Here is a 13158-nt window from a genome sequence, read left to right on the forward strand (position 1 = left end):
GGGTGGGACAGGTGGAGCTGTCCCACCCGGCGATTCACGGTTGCGGCGCCTTTCGGTCAGTAGCCGCGCACGTCGGGCCAGTGGCGCTGGACCCCGTCGCGGTCGAGGAGCCGCGCGAACGCCTCGTACCGCTTGTCCTCGGACTGGACCTGCCGCGGTTCGACGCCCTCGGTCAGGCAGTGGGCGGCCAGCGCACCGGCGACCTCGCCGATGTTCCACTCCACCGGGTGGAGCCGGTAGCAGCCGTTGGTGATGTGGGTGGTGCCGATGTTCTTGCCGGCGGGCAGCAGATTGCGCACGCGGCGCGGTACGAGGGCGCCGAGCGGGATCTCGAAGGGGACCGAGCCGATGTCGATGTAGTTGTCACCTCCGGTGGAGGGGTGCAGATCGATGCGGTAGCTGCCGACACCGACCGAGTCCCGGTGCCGCGTTCCGCCGTGCGGACCGACGATGTCGATCGAGACGTCGTGCTCGGTGACGGTGGTGACGGCCTTGATGCGGCGGGACTCGCGTACGTACGGGGCCTTGGCGAGGCCGTCCTCGGTGCCGGTGACGTCGGGGCGGATCCGCAGACCGGGGAATCCGGTGCCGCCGTCCTGGCGGGGGGCCTCGGTCTGGAGCCAGTACAGCAGCGAGAGGGACAACTGCCGTGCCTCGGCGACCGCTTGGGCGGACACCTCTTCACCGGCGCCGATCAGGGGCTTGAGCCAGTAGTCGTTGAGCGGCCAGTTGACGAGTGTGATGTCGGAGCCGAAGGCGCCGGGGCGGTGCATGCCCCGGGCGAGGATGCGGCGGAAGCCCCACAGTTCCTTGTCGCCCGCGTCGGCGCTCTGGTCGGCGCTGACGGCGAGCGGGTCGATGTCCGGGTTGGGGACGAAGGTGCGCGGTACGGATTCCAGCGAGCGGGGGTCGGGTGCCTGGAAGCCGAGGAGCGGGCCGGGCCAGAAGTCGGGGCGGTAGGAGCGCCAGAAGTCGTAGTCGGTGGGGCGGTCGACGGTGTGGTTCTCGCCCTCGTGGTGGGAGAGCGCAAAGCACACGGTGATGCCCTGCTGGTTGAGCGGCTGGGCCTGTTCGGGGGCGTGCGGTTCGTCGAACTCGCCGCGCGCCTCGGCGCCGATGGCGTGCTCGACGCCGCCGAGTTCGAGGAGTTCACCGGTCTCGGTGGCGTCGATGACGTAGCGGGCGGCGACGGTGTCGCGGTCGCCGGTGCGCAGGTTCTCCAGGGTCACGGCCCGGATGACATCGTTGTCGGCCTCGGCGGCCACGGCCCGGTGCCCGGTGAGCAGGGTGAGCCGGCCCGCCGCGCGGTGCGGTGCGAGCATCGCCTCCAGCACGGCGAGCGCGACGCGTGGCTCGTGGCAGAGCTTGCTGACGCGTCCCGCGCCCGGGTTGAGGTCGGTGAGGGCGAGGGCCTCGGAACGCATCGGGTACCACTGGCGGTAATGGGCGCGGATGCCTTCGCGCAGCCTGCGGTACGAGGCGGTGGTGCCGAACTGCTCGACCCACGGGTGCTCGTCCGGGGGGACGGCCTGGGAGGTGAGCTGGCCGCCCATCCAGTCGGTCTCCTCGGTGAGGACGACGGTGCGTCCGGCGCGGCAGGCGGCGAGCGCGGCGGCGACGCCGCCGAGTCCGGCGCCCACGACGAGGATGTCCGGTTCGGGTATCACGGGTCTCCTTGAGCTGTGCGTACGGGTGGTGCGGTCGGTCAGTGGTGTCCGGTGACGGGCGGCGGGCCCGAGGTGGCGCCGGGCCGGAAGGTGCAGGCGACCAGGGGTTCGGTGGCCTCCTCCCCCGCGACCAGCGCGGCGAGCATGCGCACCGCGGCCGCGCCGAGCCGGGTGCGGGGAACGTCGAAACCGGTGGGTTCGGGTCCGTCCGCGAGGTCGGCGGGCGGGCTGCCGAGCAGTGCCAGCGAGGCGTCGCGCGGGCACTCGATCCCGGCGCCGGCGGCGGCGCGGCGCAGGGCGCGCCAGGCGGCGCCGGTGTCGGTCTCCTCGGCGACGAACACGGTGACGCCGTCGGCGAGCCAGTCCCGCAGCCGCTGGGGGGTGAGTTCTCGTTCCGGGTCCGCGGAACGGAAGACGGCCTCGGGGCCGGCCGGGCCGGCCGCCGCCAGCCCTTCGAGGAATCCGCGCTCACGGTCGGTGGAGGCGGGCGCCTCGTCGTCCTCGCGGATCAGCACCATGCGGCGGTGCCCGAGACCGGCGAGATGACCGACGACCTCGCGGGCGGCGTCCGCGTAGTCGGCGCCGACCCAGTGCAGGCCCGCCGGCTCGTCCCGGCGGCCGAGGTGGACCACCGGGAAGCCGTCGGCGACCAGCCGGCCCAGTTCCTCGACGGGTGCGTGGCGGCCGAGGAACAGACAGCCGTCGGCGAGGCGGACCCGGTTCAGCGCGTCGGGTACGGCGGCCCCCGCGCCGCCGGTGCTCGACCCCGTGAACAGCACCAGGTCGTAGCCGCGCTCCGCGGCCTCGCGCTCCACGCCCACCAGGAACGGGTAGTACGAGTGCTGCACATCGGTGGGGAAGGTCGCGGTGAAGCTGAACACGCCCAGCAGGTTGTTGCGCGCCGCGGCGAGTCTGCGGGCCGCCGGGTCGGGTACGTATCCGAGGCTGCGGGCCGCCTCCAGCACCTTCTGCCGGGTCTCCTCCGAGATCGCGGGCCCCTGCCTCTTGTCCGCGAGGACCAGCGAGACCGTGGCCTGCGAGACCCCGGCGAGCCGTGCGACCTCCGCCTGGCGCGGACGCGCCGTACGGCCCGCCGGTGCGGGTGAACGGCCGGGCCTGGGCCGCTTCCTGGGTTCCTCCACCATGGCTCCTCATATCGATTAATGCGTATTACTAATGCGCATTAACGAGTACTGTGAGGGCCGGTCGGGCGCCGGTCAAGAGGCCGGGCCCAAATTCTTCACCGCGCACCCCCGTACGGTGTGATCAACCATCCCCGCGGAGAAGGCGGCCCCCCATGTCCCTGTTCGATCTGCCGCTCGACCGGCTGCGCGACTACCGCAGCGGTTCGGTCGAGCCGGAGGACTTCGACGCGTTCTGGACGAAGACGCTCGACGAGGCCCGGTCCCACGACCTCGACGCCCGTTTCGAGCCGCGCGCCGGCACCGGGCTGTCCACCGTGGACGTGTACGACGTGACGTTCGCGGGCTTCGGCGGTCATCCGGTGAAGGGCTGGTTCGTCGTCCCGGCGGGCGCCACGGAGCCGCTGCCGGTGGTGGTCGAGTTCATCGGCTACGGCGGCGGGCGGGGCCTGCCGCACACCCATCTGCTCTGGGCCTCGGCCGGTTTCGCCCATTTCGTGATGGACACCCGGGGCCAGGGCAGTGGCTGGCTCGTCGGCGACACCCCCGACCCGGTGGGCAGCGCCCCCGCGTACCCCGGTTTCATGACCCGCGGCATCGAGGACCCGGAGTCGTACTACTACCGGCGGGTGTTCACCGACGCGGTCCGTGCGGTGGAGGCGGCTCGCTCGCACCCGCTGGCCGACGCGGCGCGCACCGCGGCCGTCGGGGAGAGCCAGGGCGGCGGCATCACGCTCGCCGTCGGCGGGCTGATACCCGACCTCGTGGCGATCGCTCCGGACGTCCCGTTCCTGTGCGACTTCCCCCGCGCCCTCACCGTCACCGACCGGATTCCGTACCGCGAGGTGGGCAACTACCTCAAGACGCACCGCGGCCGGGCCGAGCGCGCGCGGGCCACCCTGTCGTACTTCGACGGCGTGCACTTCGCCGCGCGCGGGCGCGCTCCGGCGCTGTTCTCGACGGCCCTGGAGGACATGACCTGCCCGCCCTCCACCGTCTTCGCCGCCTTCAACGCGTACGCCCACCAGGACAAGACCATCGAGGTGTACGACTTCAACGATCACGAGGGCGGCGGGCCGTTCCAGCAGGCCGTGCAGCTGGGCTGGCTCCCGGGCAGGCTGCGGGCCTGACCGGGGGCGGCGGCGGTCAGTCGCGCGGGACGAGGTGTTCGGACTCCAGGTAGTTGCGTGCCACGTCCTCGGGCAGCCGCCGCCAGCTGTCCACCTGCTCGTTGAGCCGGGCCAGGTTGGCGGTGGTCAGCACGGTGTTGAGCCGGCCCAGCGCCTCGCGGACGCCCTCGCCGCCCGCCCGGGACCGGTTGACGACGGGGACGAGGTGGTCGGCGTTCTGCAGATGCCTGTCGTCGGCGAGCAGGACGAGGCCGAAGCTGTCGAGCGTGGCGTCGGTCGTGGTGGTCAGGACCATCTGGTCCCGGCCGTTCTGGACGGCCTGTTTGGCCTGGGTGGTGCCGACACCCTTGGGGTCCACGGCGGTGATGCGGATGCCGTACGTCTTCTTCAGTCCGGGCGCGCAGTAGGGGCGCCGCACGCATTCGTCGCCGGCGGCCAGCCTCACGGGCAGCCCGGATCCGCCCAGGTCGCCGAGGGTCTTGAGGTGGTGCTCGGCCGCGTAGCGGGCGGTGACCGCGAAGGCGTTCTGGTCGACGGCGCGCCCGGGGTCGAGCACGGTGAGGCCGCGGGGTGCGGCGAGGGCACGCAGCGCCTTCATGGTGGCGGCGAGGTCGGGCGAGCCGACGGGGGTGGCGTCGGCGCCGTTCTTCTTGGCGTTCAGCCAGTCGGCGAAGGTGGCCGCGTACTCCGGCACGACGTCGATCTGGCCGCTCTCCAGCGCCGGTTCGTAGATCTCCCGGTTGGTGACGGAGATGACCTTCGTGGAGTAGCCGGCCCGGTTCAGCAGCAGCGCGTACATCTGGGCGAGCAGATCGCTCTCGGTGAAGCCCGCGGAGCCGATGGTGAGATGTCTGCTGTCGCCCGGCGGTGCGGTGACCTCGCCCTGGTTCTCCAGGGAGGGGCCGGTGGCGCAGCCGGCCGCCGGGAGCAGCACCAGCAGGATCGGGACCGCGGTTCGTCGCCTCATCCGGACCCCTTGCTCCGGAGCCTGTCCGGGACGAGCAGCCGGCCCGCTTCGAAGAGCCCTTCGACGATCAGCGCGAAGACCGCGACGAGGACCGCCCCGGCGACCACCTGCGAGGTGGAGGCGAGGTTGAAGCCGGCCGTGATGATGCGGCCGAGTCCCCCGCCGCCGGCCAGTGCCGCGAGGGTCGCCGTCGCGACGAGCTGCACGGCGGCGATCCGCACGCCGGTGAGGATCAGCGGGAGGGCGAGCGGCACCTCGACGCCCAGCATCAGCTGGCTGCCCGTCATGCCCATTCCTCTGGCGGCGCGCACGATGTCGCGGTCGACCTCCCGCATGCCCACATAGGCGTTGGTGAGCAGTGGCGGCACGGCGAAGAGGACCAGGGCGATGATGGTCGGCCATTCGCCGTGCCCGCCGATCGGAGTGAGCAGGAGCAGCACCAGTACGGCGAAGGTGGGCACGGCCCGGCCGATGTTGGAGATGTTGACGGCGAGTGCGCCGCCCTTGCCGAGATGGCCGAGGACCAGGGCGACGGGCAGTGCGATCAGGCAGCTGATGAGCAGGCAGACGACGGTGAGGAAGAGGTGCTGGCCCAGCCGGTTCCAGATGCCGCCCTCGCCGGACCAGTTCGCGGCGGTGGTGAGCCAGGACCAGGCGTCTGCGAGGGTCTTCACGGCTGCCTCCGGGTCCATGGGGTCAGCATTCGCTGCGCGAGCAGGAGCAGCAGGTCCGCGGCGACGGCGATGACGACGCACAGGACGGAGGCGGTGAGCACCTGGGCCTTGAAGTAGGTGCTCATCCCGGAGTAGATGAGGTTGCCGAGCCCGCCGTAGCCGACGATCGCGCCGACCGTGACCAGGGAGACGGCGGAGACGGTGGCGATCCGCAGTCCGGCCATGGCCGCGGGCAGCGCGAGGGGCAGCTCCACCGTCAGCAGCAGCCGCAGCGGCCCGTATCCCATGCCGCGTGCGGCCTGCCGGGTCTCCTCGGGCACGGCACGCAGTCCGGCGAGGATGTTGCGTACCAGGAGGGTGAGCGAGTAGAGCACGAGCCCGGCGACGACGAGCGAGGCGGACAGTCCGTACACCGGCAGGAGGAGGGAGAACATGGCGAGCGACGGCACGGTGTACAGGACGGTCGTCACACCGAGCACGGGGCCCGCCGCCCAGCGCCGGTGCCGTGCCACGAGGGCGAGCGGAACGGCGACGACCAGCCCGATGAGCACGGAGGCCAGGGTGAGCTGGAGGTGCTGCACCACGGCGTCCCAGAGGATCTCGCGACGGCTGGAGAGATACGCCCGGCAGAGCCACTCGTTGCGTGCCAGGCAGTCGTCCGGGGGCGCGGTCACCCGTCAATTGGAGCGCGCGCAGCGGTGCGGGCGCACGTCCTGATCGGCTGTCCGGGGGGCCACGCCCCTTCCGGGAACGGGCCGGATGCGGGGGCGCGGGCCGGTGGGCCCGCGCCTCCCCAGGCGGCCGTCAGTGCTGCCCGGCCGCCGGTTCGAGGACGAAGACCGGGATCTGCCGGCCGGTCTTGCGCTGGTAGTCGGCGTAGTCGGGGAACGCCTCGACCGCGCGGCCCCACCACAGGTCCTTCTCCTCGCCGGTGGCCTCGCGCGCGTTCATGTCCTGGCGCAGTGGCCCGTCCTGGAGTTCCACCCGGGGGTCGGCCACGATGTTGTGGTACCAGACGGGGTGCTTGGGGGCACCGCCCTGCGAGGCGACCACCGCGTACTCGCCGTCGTGCTCGACCCTCATCAGAGGGGTCTTGCGGATCTTGCCGCTCTTGGCCCCGCGGGTGGTGAGGATGATGACGGGCATACCCCGCATCGTGGTTCCCTCGGTACCGCCGGAGCTCTCGAACAGCTCGACCTGGTCGCGGACCCACTGTTCGGGGCTCGGCTCGTACTCTCCCTGCAGAGGCATGTCATCTGTCCCATCGTCGGCTCACGGACACACGGGTTTCGTCGTGTCCCACTGCTCCGGGAAACTCTCGCACCATTCCGTCCGCCCGGCGCCCGGATCGATCCCAGTGCCACGGCGACGGAGTGAGCTGCATCAGGAGTGCGGTGGTCTCAGCCGCAGTTGCAGCATCGCTTCGAATCTCGCCTCCGGGTCGCCGAGGTCGATGCCCGCGACCACGGCCAGCCGCTTGAGCCGGTAGCGGAAGGTGTTGGGGTGGATGTGTACGGCGGCGGCGGCCGTGGGCACATCGCCGAAGGTGCTCAGCCAGGCGTCCAGGGTGTCCGTGAGGGCCGTGTTGTGCTCGGCGTCGTAGGCGCGCAGCCGTACGACCGGGCCGTCCGGAAGGTCGTCCTCGGCGGCCATCCGGTCCGTCAGCTCCTCCAGCAGCGAGGCGGCGTAGACGTCCGACAGCCGTGCGGCCCTGCGCTGGGTGCGGCCGGAGCCGAGGACCCGCAGCGCACGGTCCGCGTCGGCGCGCGAGCGGCGCAGCTCCACCGGGCGGGCGGCGAGCCGGCCGACCCCGATGACGGCGGGCACCCGGTCGCCGATCCGGCCGAGGAACGCCTCGGCGACCCGTAGCCCCTGCTCGTCCGAACCGGTGGGCAGGACCGCGTAGGTGACCCCGCCGATCGCGGCCGAGGCGGTGCGGGGGTGGATGGCGGACAGGTGCAGGGTGAGCGCCTCGGCGACCCGGTGGCCCGCGGCCACCCGGTCCGGCGCGTACTGCTCGCCGGTCACCGAGAGCGCCAGTACGCAGGCCGGCTGCGCGGACAGGCCGAGCCGGACGGCGGCCTGCGGGGCGTGCGTGCCGCCTTCGAGGACGGTGGCGAGCAGGTCCGCGCGCAGCCGGCGTTCGGCGTCCCCGCCGGTGCGGCGGCGCAGCAGGTGCAGGGCGGCCACCTTCGCCGCCTCCTGGAGCGCCTGGGTGCGGTCCGCGCTCAGCGGTGCGTCGACCACGACCCAGATCGAGCCGAGGATCTCGCCGCCGGCCCGGACGGCGATCGCGACCCGGGGCTTGTCCGAGACGCCGTCGATGTAGACGGGTTCCTCCTTCCGGTAGAGGGCCTGGAAGGCGCCGCGTTCCTCCAGGGCCCGCAGTTTCTCGGCGGGGACCTGACGGTCCAGTACGGTCGCGATCCTGGCCTCGTCGGCCTCGTCCTGTCTGCTGGAGAAGGCCAGCACCCGGCCGCCGCGGTCCTCCACGGTCACCGGACCGTCCAGCAGTCCGGCCGTCGCGTTGGCCAGGGCGAACAGGTCACCTGCGAGGGGTTCGGCGCCGTCGGCCTCTTCGGGGCCGCCCACCGTGCCCAGTTCGTCGACGGCGAGCAGCGACCGCAGCAGCGCGGCCACCTGGGCCCAGGACGCTCCGGGCGTCAGACCGAGCACGGTCACGCCGGTACGGGCGGCCGCCTCGGACACCGATCCGTACACCGGGACCGGGGACCGGACCACCACGGCCGCCGCGTCCAGCCCGGCCGCCCGGTCGACCAGGGCGGCCACCGGCCCGGCGCCGTACACCCCGACGCCGAGCACCACCGCGCCGGGCAGCCGCGCCGGCTCGTCCAGGGGGTCCTGGATCAGCACCCCGGTGACCGTGCGGGCCGGGTCCGCCTCCCCGGCCAGCACTTCGATCAAGGTCGATCCGAGATCGTTGAGGATCCGGCCGAGCACGGCCCGTGGCTGCTCCGTCATCTGCACAAGGTAATTGATCGGAGATCGTTCGCGACGGGGACGGCCGCCGCTCCGGCCCCCCGGCCCGCCCGGGGTTCGCGCAGGTCGGGCCGGGTGAGCGGGTCCTGTGCTCCGCGGGTCACCGGCCGATCCATTCCGTCGACTCGGTCACCTCGGCCAGCTGCCCGGGGATCGGGGAGATTCCGATGCCGGGTCCGGTGGGCACGTCGAGATGGCCGTCGCGCAGAGTGAACGGCTCGGTGATGTCGGTCCGGTAGTAGCGGTCGGAGGCGGAGGTGTCACCGGGCAGGGTGAAGCCGGGGAGTGCGGCGAGGGCGACGTTGGCGGCGCGGCCGAGGCCGGTCTCCAGCATCCCGCCGCACCAGACGGGGACACCGTTGGCGGCGCACACGTCGTGGATCCGCCGGGCCTCCAGATAGCCGCCGACCCGTCCCGGCTTGATGTTGACGACCGAGCAGGCGCCCATCGCGATGGCGTCGGCCGCCGAGCGGGCGGACACGACGGACTCGTCCAGGCAGATCGGGGTGCGCACCTGGCGGGCGAGTTCCGCGTGGCCCCGGATGTCCTCCTCGTCCAGGGGCTGTTCGATGAGCAGCAGTCCGTACGGGTCGAGCCGGGCCAGCTGGGCGGCGTCGGCGAGGGTGTACGCGGTGTTGGCGTCCACCTGGAGCTGTACGTCGTCGCCGAAGCGTTCCCGGACCGCGCGTACGGGGGCCACGTCCCAGCCGGGTTCGATCTTCAGCTTGATCCGGAGATAGCCCTCGTGGAGATAGCCGTCGACGGTGTCGAGCAGTGCGGGGATCGAGTCCATGATGCCCACGGACACCCCGGCCGGCACCCGTTCGGCCGTCGCCCCCAGCCACTGGCCCATCGACAGGTCGTGGGCGCGCAGCCAGGCGTCGAGGACGGCTGTCTCCAGTGCGGCCTTGGCCATCCGGTGGCCCTTGAAGGCGGCCAGTGCCGGGGCGACCGCCCACGGGTCGAGCGCCGGCAGGGCGGCGAGCGTGGGTACGAGATAGCTGCGCAGCACGTCCGCCGCGGCCGCGGTGTACTCCGAGGAGTACAGCGGATCGGCCATGGTGACGCACTCGCCGTAGCCCTCGTGGTCCTCCGTCTCGACCCTGACCAGCAGGATCTCCCGGGTGGTCATCGTGGCGAACGAGGTCCGGAACGGTGCGACCAGCGGCATCGCGATCCGGCGCAGTTCCACACCTGTGAGCTTCATGCCTGGCTCTCCTGACGTCTGTCGATCACGTACCAGCCGTCCCGGGTGAATCCGGTGACGGTGTGCCCCTCGGCCATCAGGCCGCCGAGTACCTCGCGCAGCGCGTGGCGCCATTCGCGGGCCAGGGGCGGGTCGGTCCGGCGCAGTTCCTCCGCCTCGGCGGGGATCCGGACCAGGACGGTGTCGCCGTCCCGGCGCCCGACGGCCGGGCGGCCGTCGGGTTTGGCGTCCAGGGCGACCACCGTGCGGGGGCCCGTGACGTCGGCGGTGACGGTGCGGGGGATGCCGGCGGCGGATCCGGCGGCGTGCTCGCCGGTCAGTTCCCAGCGGACCAGCAGCCGGTCGGTCTCGGTCCCGGCGTTGACCTCGTCCTGCATGGCACCGTAGAAGTCGGCGAGGTACTCGCTCGGTTCCGCGCCCAGTTTGGCGAGGTTGAAGTAGGCGTTGCGGCTGATCAGCGGGTCGAAGGTCCAGGTGACGGTGGTGATGTCGCGGGCGAGCGACCAGGCCCGCTGATGCTGCTTGACCGCGAAGCCGACGTTGCGGCCCCGGACGCTGTCGTCCACCCCGGCGATGTGCGAGTGCAGTCCGGCGCTGGCGAGGAAGCCCAGGCAGAAGCCGACCATCCGGCCGCCCCGGTCGACACCGACGACATAGCTGCCGGAGTGCGCGAAGACCCGCAGCAGCTCCGGGGTGATCAGCGGGTTTCCGGGATCGGGCCGCCAGATGCGGTCCAGCACCCGGCAGGCCTCGTGCATCTCGTCCAGCCCGTGCAGTTCCCTGAGGGTGACGCCCGCACGCTGTGCGGTCAGCTCCGCGGCTGTTGTCGCGGCGGACGCCTGCGTACCGTTCATGGTTCCACCCGGCCGGGGACGGCCGGCGGTCCGCTGATCAGCGAGGCCGTCAGGGCGGCGACGAGCGCCGTCCGCCGGGGCAGTTCGGCGACGACCACGTGCTCGTCGTCCGCGTGTGCCCCGCCGCCCACGGCCCCGAGGCCGTCGAGTGTGGGGGTGCCCACGCCGGCGGTGAGGTTGCCGTCGGAGGCGCCGCCGACGGCCACGCCGCGCAGCGGGCCGAAGCCGAGCTCCGCGTAGTGGCGGCGGGCCAGTTCGAACAGCTCGGCCGACGCTGTGGTCGGCAGCGGCGGCCGGTTCGGGCCTCCGGAGAAGGTGAGCGAGGCGCCCTCGACCACCGGGGGGAGGCCGTGCACGGCGCGGTCGACCCGGTCCTGTTCGGCGGCCGTCGCCACGCGTACGTCGACCAGCAGCCGGGCCGCGTCGGGCACCGTGTTGCGGGTGGTGCCCGAGGAGGCGACGGTCGGGGTCACCGTGGTGCCGGCCGCCGGATCGGCGAGGGCGGACAGCGCGAGCACCTGGTGGGCCAGTTCGGTGGTGGTGTTGACGCCCCGGTGGGGTTCCAGACCGGCGTGCGCGGCGCGTCCGGCGATGGTCAGCTCGTAGCCGGACATGCCCTTGCGCGCGGTCTTCAGCGCACCGCCCTCGCTCGCCTCCAGGACGAGCACGGCGCCGGTCCGGCGGGCCTCGTCCTCGATCAGGGTGCGCGAGGTCGGGGCGCCGATCTCCTCGTCCCCGGTGAGCAGGACCGAGACGCCGTCCAGGTCGTCGAGGACCGACAGGGCGTGGAACAGCTGCACCACACCGGCCTTCATGTCGAAGCAGCCGGGTCCGGTGAGCCGCCCGCCGGCCACCTCGAAGGGGTGACCGGCCAGGGAGCCCACCGGCCACACCGTGTCGAAGTGGCCGAGCAGCAGCACCCGGTCGCCGGCGCCGAAGCGCCAGCGCAGGGCGGGACGCCCCGAGCCGTCGATCCACTCGGGTGCCGCACCGGTCAGCCGGGTGCCGAGGCCGGCGACGACGCGGGCGCAGTCGGTGACCGCGGCCAGGTCGTCGCTGGGCGACTCGGTCCGGACCAGCTCCTCGATGTCGGTCAGCAGGGCCGGCAGCCCTGCCTGGAGGGCGGTGACGATCTCGGTCACGTCAGCCCACCTTGGGGGTGGCTCGGCCACCGTGGTGGATGTACGGGGTGCCGTCGGCGAGTGTGTAGAACACGACCGGGATCCAGAACTCGGATCCGGGCCGCTGCACGACGAACAGCCCGGGCTCGACGGGGTGCAGCTCGTACTCCTTCTCCGTGTCGGGGGTCAGTTCGGCCAGTGGTCCGGTGATCCGGTCCAGCATCACCAGAGCGCCGTCCCGCTCCACGATCTCCACCCGGCTGGAGAGCCGCTGGTACACGCCCACGTAGTCGGCGGGGTCCACCGCCACCGGTTCCGTGGCGGGCTCCAGGGTGGTGCGCATCGTCACCCCGGCCAGCTCCCGCACGATCTCGGCGTACAGGTCCCGGTAGAGGCCGGAGGTGTCGCCGCCGTTGGTGAGCAGGCAGATCGCCAGTTCGGCCTCGGGCAGCACCCGCAGGAAGGCGCTCTGTCCGATGGTGCCGCCGTCGTGTCCGTACACCCGGTGTCCGTCCCAGGTGTCGAGGAACCAGCCGAGCCCCCAGGCGTCGCCCAGGATATACGGGTCGGGGAGCTCGACCTGCGGGGCCTGCATGGCGGCGACGCCCTCGGCCGAGAGGATCTTGGTGCCGTCGGCGGTGACGCCGTTGTCGAGGTGCAGCCGGGCGAACTCCAGTACCTCGCGCGGCGTGGAGCAGATCAGCCCGGCCGGTCCGGCGGAGCGCATCAGACCCCAGATCGGGGCCTGCGCGGGAGGGCTCCCCAGGTGTCCGATGGCGGCGCGGTGGCGCAGCACCTCTTCCGGCAGGGTCGCGGTGTGCGTCAGGCCGAGCGGCCGGTACAGGCGCTCGCGCATCAGCTCGTCCCACTGGACGCCGGTGACGACCTCCAGCACCCGGCCGAGCAGGGTGAAGCCCGCGTTGCAGTACGACATGGTGGCGCCGAGCGGGTGGTTGGGGGTGGTGTCGCCCAGCAGCGCCACGTACTTCTCCAGGCAGTCGTCGCCCCGGCCGGTGTCGGTGAAGAGGTCGCCGTCGATGCCGCTGGTGTGGGTCAGGAGGTGCCGGAGCGTCAGCCCATCGGTCAACTCGTCGTTGGCGAGCCGCAGTTCGGTCAGTACGGAGGAGATGGGGGCGTCCAGTTCGAGGACGCCCTCGTCTACCAGGGCCATGGCCACCGTGGTGGTCCAGACCTTGGAGATGGAGCCGATCTGGAAGAGGGTGTCGGTGGTCGCCCCGATCCCGGCCTCCGTGTTGGCCAAGCCGATGGCGGTCTCCGCGACCAGTTCGCCGCGGTGCAGGATGCCGAGCGAGGCGCCGGGCACGGAGTGACGGGCGGCGAGTTCGGTGAGGCGGGTGGTCCAGCGGGCTGACAGTTCGGTGGTGTCGGTCATGTC

At 72.5% G+C, this 13158-nt stretch carries 12 protein-coding genes; 1 reads left to right on the forward strand and 11 read right to left on the reverse strand.

Annotated elements, in window-relative coordinates:
* Positions 1-56 precede the first annotated feature (56 nt).
* Positions 57-1667 (reverse strand): FAD-dependent oxidoreductase, encoded by a 1611-nt coding sequence (locus tag AADR41_RS16055; protein ID WP_342282068.1) that lies wholly within the window; start codon positions 1665-1667, stop codon positions 57-59.
* Between the two features lie 38 nt (positions 1668-1705).
* On the reverse strand, positions 1706-2812 hold the full coding sequence (locus AADR41_RS16060; protein ID WP_342282069.1) for a LacI family DNA-binding transcriptional regulator: 1107 nt from the start codon (positions 2810-2812) through the stop codon (positions 1706-1708).
* A 152-nt stretch (positions 2813-2964) separates the two neighbouring features.
* Between AADR41_RS16060 and AADR41_RS16065 the strand changes: the two genes are divergently transcribed.
* Entirely contained in the window at positions 2965-3939 is a 975-nt protein-coding gene (locus tag AADR41_RS16065; RefSeq protein WP_342282070.1) for an acetylxylan esterase, read from the forward strand.
* Between the two features lie 16 nt (positions 3940-3955).
* Here AADR41_RS16065 and AADR41_RS16070 read toward each other — a convergent pair whose 3' ends face one another.
* From AADR41_RS16070 to AADR41_RS16110, 9 genes are all read right to left on the reverse strand, one after another.
* The gene (locus AADR41_RS16070) at positions 3956-4906 is read right to left on the reverse strand and encodes an ABC transporter substrate-binding protein (RefSeq protein WP_342282071.1); all 951 of its coding nucleotides are present in this window, start codon (positions 4904-4906) and stop codon (positions 3956-3958) included.
* Positions 4903-5598 carry an ABC transporter permease gene (locus AADR41_RS16075; RefSeq protein ID WP_446751056.1) on the reverse strand — a complete coding sequence of 232 codons (696 nt, stop codon included), beginning with the start codon at positions 5596-5598 and terminating at the stop codon, positions 4903-4905. The genes AADR41_RS16070 and AADR41_RS16075 overlap by 4 nt, the downstream gene beginning before the upstream one ends.
* On the reverse strand, positions 5577-6254 hold the full coding sequence (locus AADR41_RS16080) for an ABC transporter permease (protein ID WP_342282073.1): 678 nt from the start codon (positions 6252-6254) through the stop codon (positions 5577-5579). The genes AADR41_RS16075 and AADR41_RS16080 overlap by 22 nt, the downstream gene beginning before the upstream one ends.
* Positions 6255-6384: 130 nt before the next feature.
* Positions 6385-6831, reverse strand: a complete 447-nt coding sequence (locus tag AADR41_RS16085; RefSeq protein WP_342282074.1) for a nitroreductase family deazaflavin-dependent oxidoreductase — start codon at positions 6829-6831, stop codon at positions 6385-6387.
* Positions 6832-6963: 132 nt separating this feature from the next.
* Positions 6964-8562: a helix-turn-helix domain-containing protein gene (locus tag AADR41_RS16090; RefSeq protein WP_342282075.1), complete on the reverse strand. Its 1599-nt coding sequence runs from the start codon at positions 8560-8562 to the stop codon at positions 6964-6966.
* A gap of 118 nt (positions 8563-8680) precedes the next feature.
* Positions 8681-9787 carry an o-succinylbenzoate synthase gene (menC, locus tag AADR41_RS16095; protein WP_342282076.1) on the reverse strand — a complete coding sequence of 369 codons (1107 nt, stop codon included), beginning with the start codon at positions 9785-9787 and terminating at the stop codon, positions 8681-8683.
* Positions 9784-10641, reverse strand: a complete 858-nt coding sequence (locus tag AADR41_RS16100) for a GNAT family N-acetyltransferase (RefSeq protein ID WP_342282077.1) — start codon at positions 10639-10641, stop codon at positions 9784-9786. Before AADR41_RS16100 ends, menC begins: the two co-directional genes overlap by 4 nt.
* Entirely contained in the window at positions 10638-11783 is a 1146-nt protein-coding gene (locus tag AADR41_RS16105; RefSeq protein ID WP_342282078.1) for a M20 family metallopeptidase, read from the reverse strand. The genes AADR41_RS16100 and AADR41_RS16105 overlap by 4 nt, the downstream gene beginning before the upstream one ends.
* Position 11784: 1 nt before the next feature.
* Positions 11785-13155 carry a serine hydrolase domain-containing protein gene (locus AADR41_RS16110; RefSeq protein ID WP_342282079.1) on the reverse strand — a complete coding sequence of 457 codons (1371 nt, stop codon included), beginning with the start codon at positions 13153-13155 and terminating at the stop codon, positions 11785-11787.
* Between the last annotated feature and the right edge of the window lie 3 nt (positions 13156-13158).

Source organism: Streptomyces sp. CLV115 (genome assembly GCF_038448545.1).
Lineage (GTDB): Bacteria > Actinomycetota > Actinomycetes > Streptomycetales > Streptomycetaceae > Streptomyces > Streptomyces sanglieri.

Bases quoted from the DNA above. Each gene is read 5' to 3' on its own strand.
- AADR41_RS16100 (WP_342282077.1), bottom strand. From the start codon at position 10,641: ATGAACGGTACGCAGGCGTCCGCCGCGACAACAGCCGCGGAGCTGACC.
- AADR41_RS16110 (WP_342282079.1), bottom strand. From the start codon at position 13,155: ATGACCGACACCACCGAACTGTCAGCCCGCTGGACCACCCGCCTCACC.
- AADR41_RS16060 (WP_342282069.1), bottom strand. From the start codon at position 2,812: ATGGTGGAGGAACCCAGGAAGCGGCCCAGGCCCGGCCGTTCACCCGCA.
- AADR41_RS16090 (WP_342282075.1), bottom strand. From the start codon at position 8,562: ATGACGGAGCAGCCACGGGCCGTGCTCGGCCGGATCCTCAACGATCTC.
- AADR41_RS16075 (WP_446751056.1), bottom strand. From the start codon at position 5,598: ATGGACCCGGAGGCAGCCGTGAAGACCCTCGCAGACGCCTGGTCCTGG.
- AADR41_RS16085 (WP_342282074.1), bottom strand. From the start codon at position 6,831: ATGCCTCTGCAGGGAGAGTACGAGCCGAGCCCCGAACAGTGGGTCCGC.
- menC (WP_342282076.1), bottom strand. From the start codon at position 9,787: ATGAAGCTCACAGGTGTGGAACTGCGCCGGATCGCGATGCCGCTGGTC.
- AADR41_RS16070 (WP_342282071.1), bottom strand. From the start codon at position 4,906: ATGAGGCGACGAACCGCGGTCCCGATCCTGCTGGTGCTGCTCCCGGCG.
- AADR41_RS16065 (WP_342282070.1), top strand. From the start codon at position 2,965: ATGTCCCTGTTCGATCTGCCGCTCGACCGGCTGCGCGACTACCGCAGC.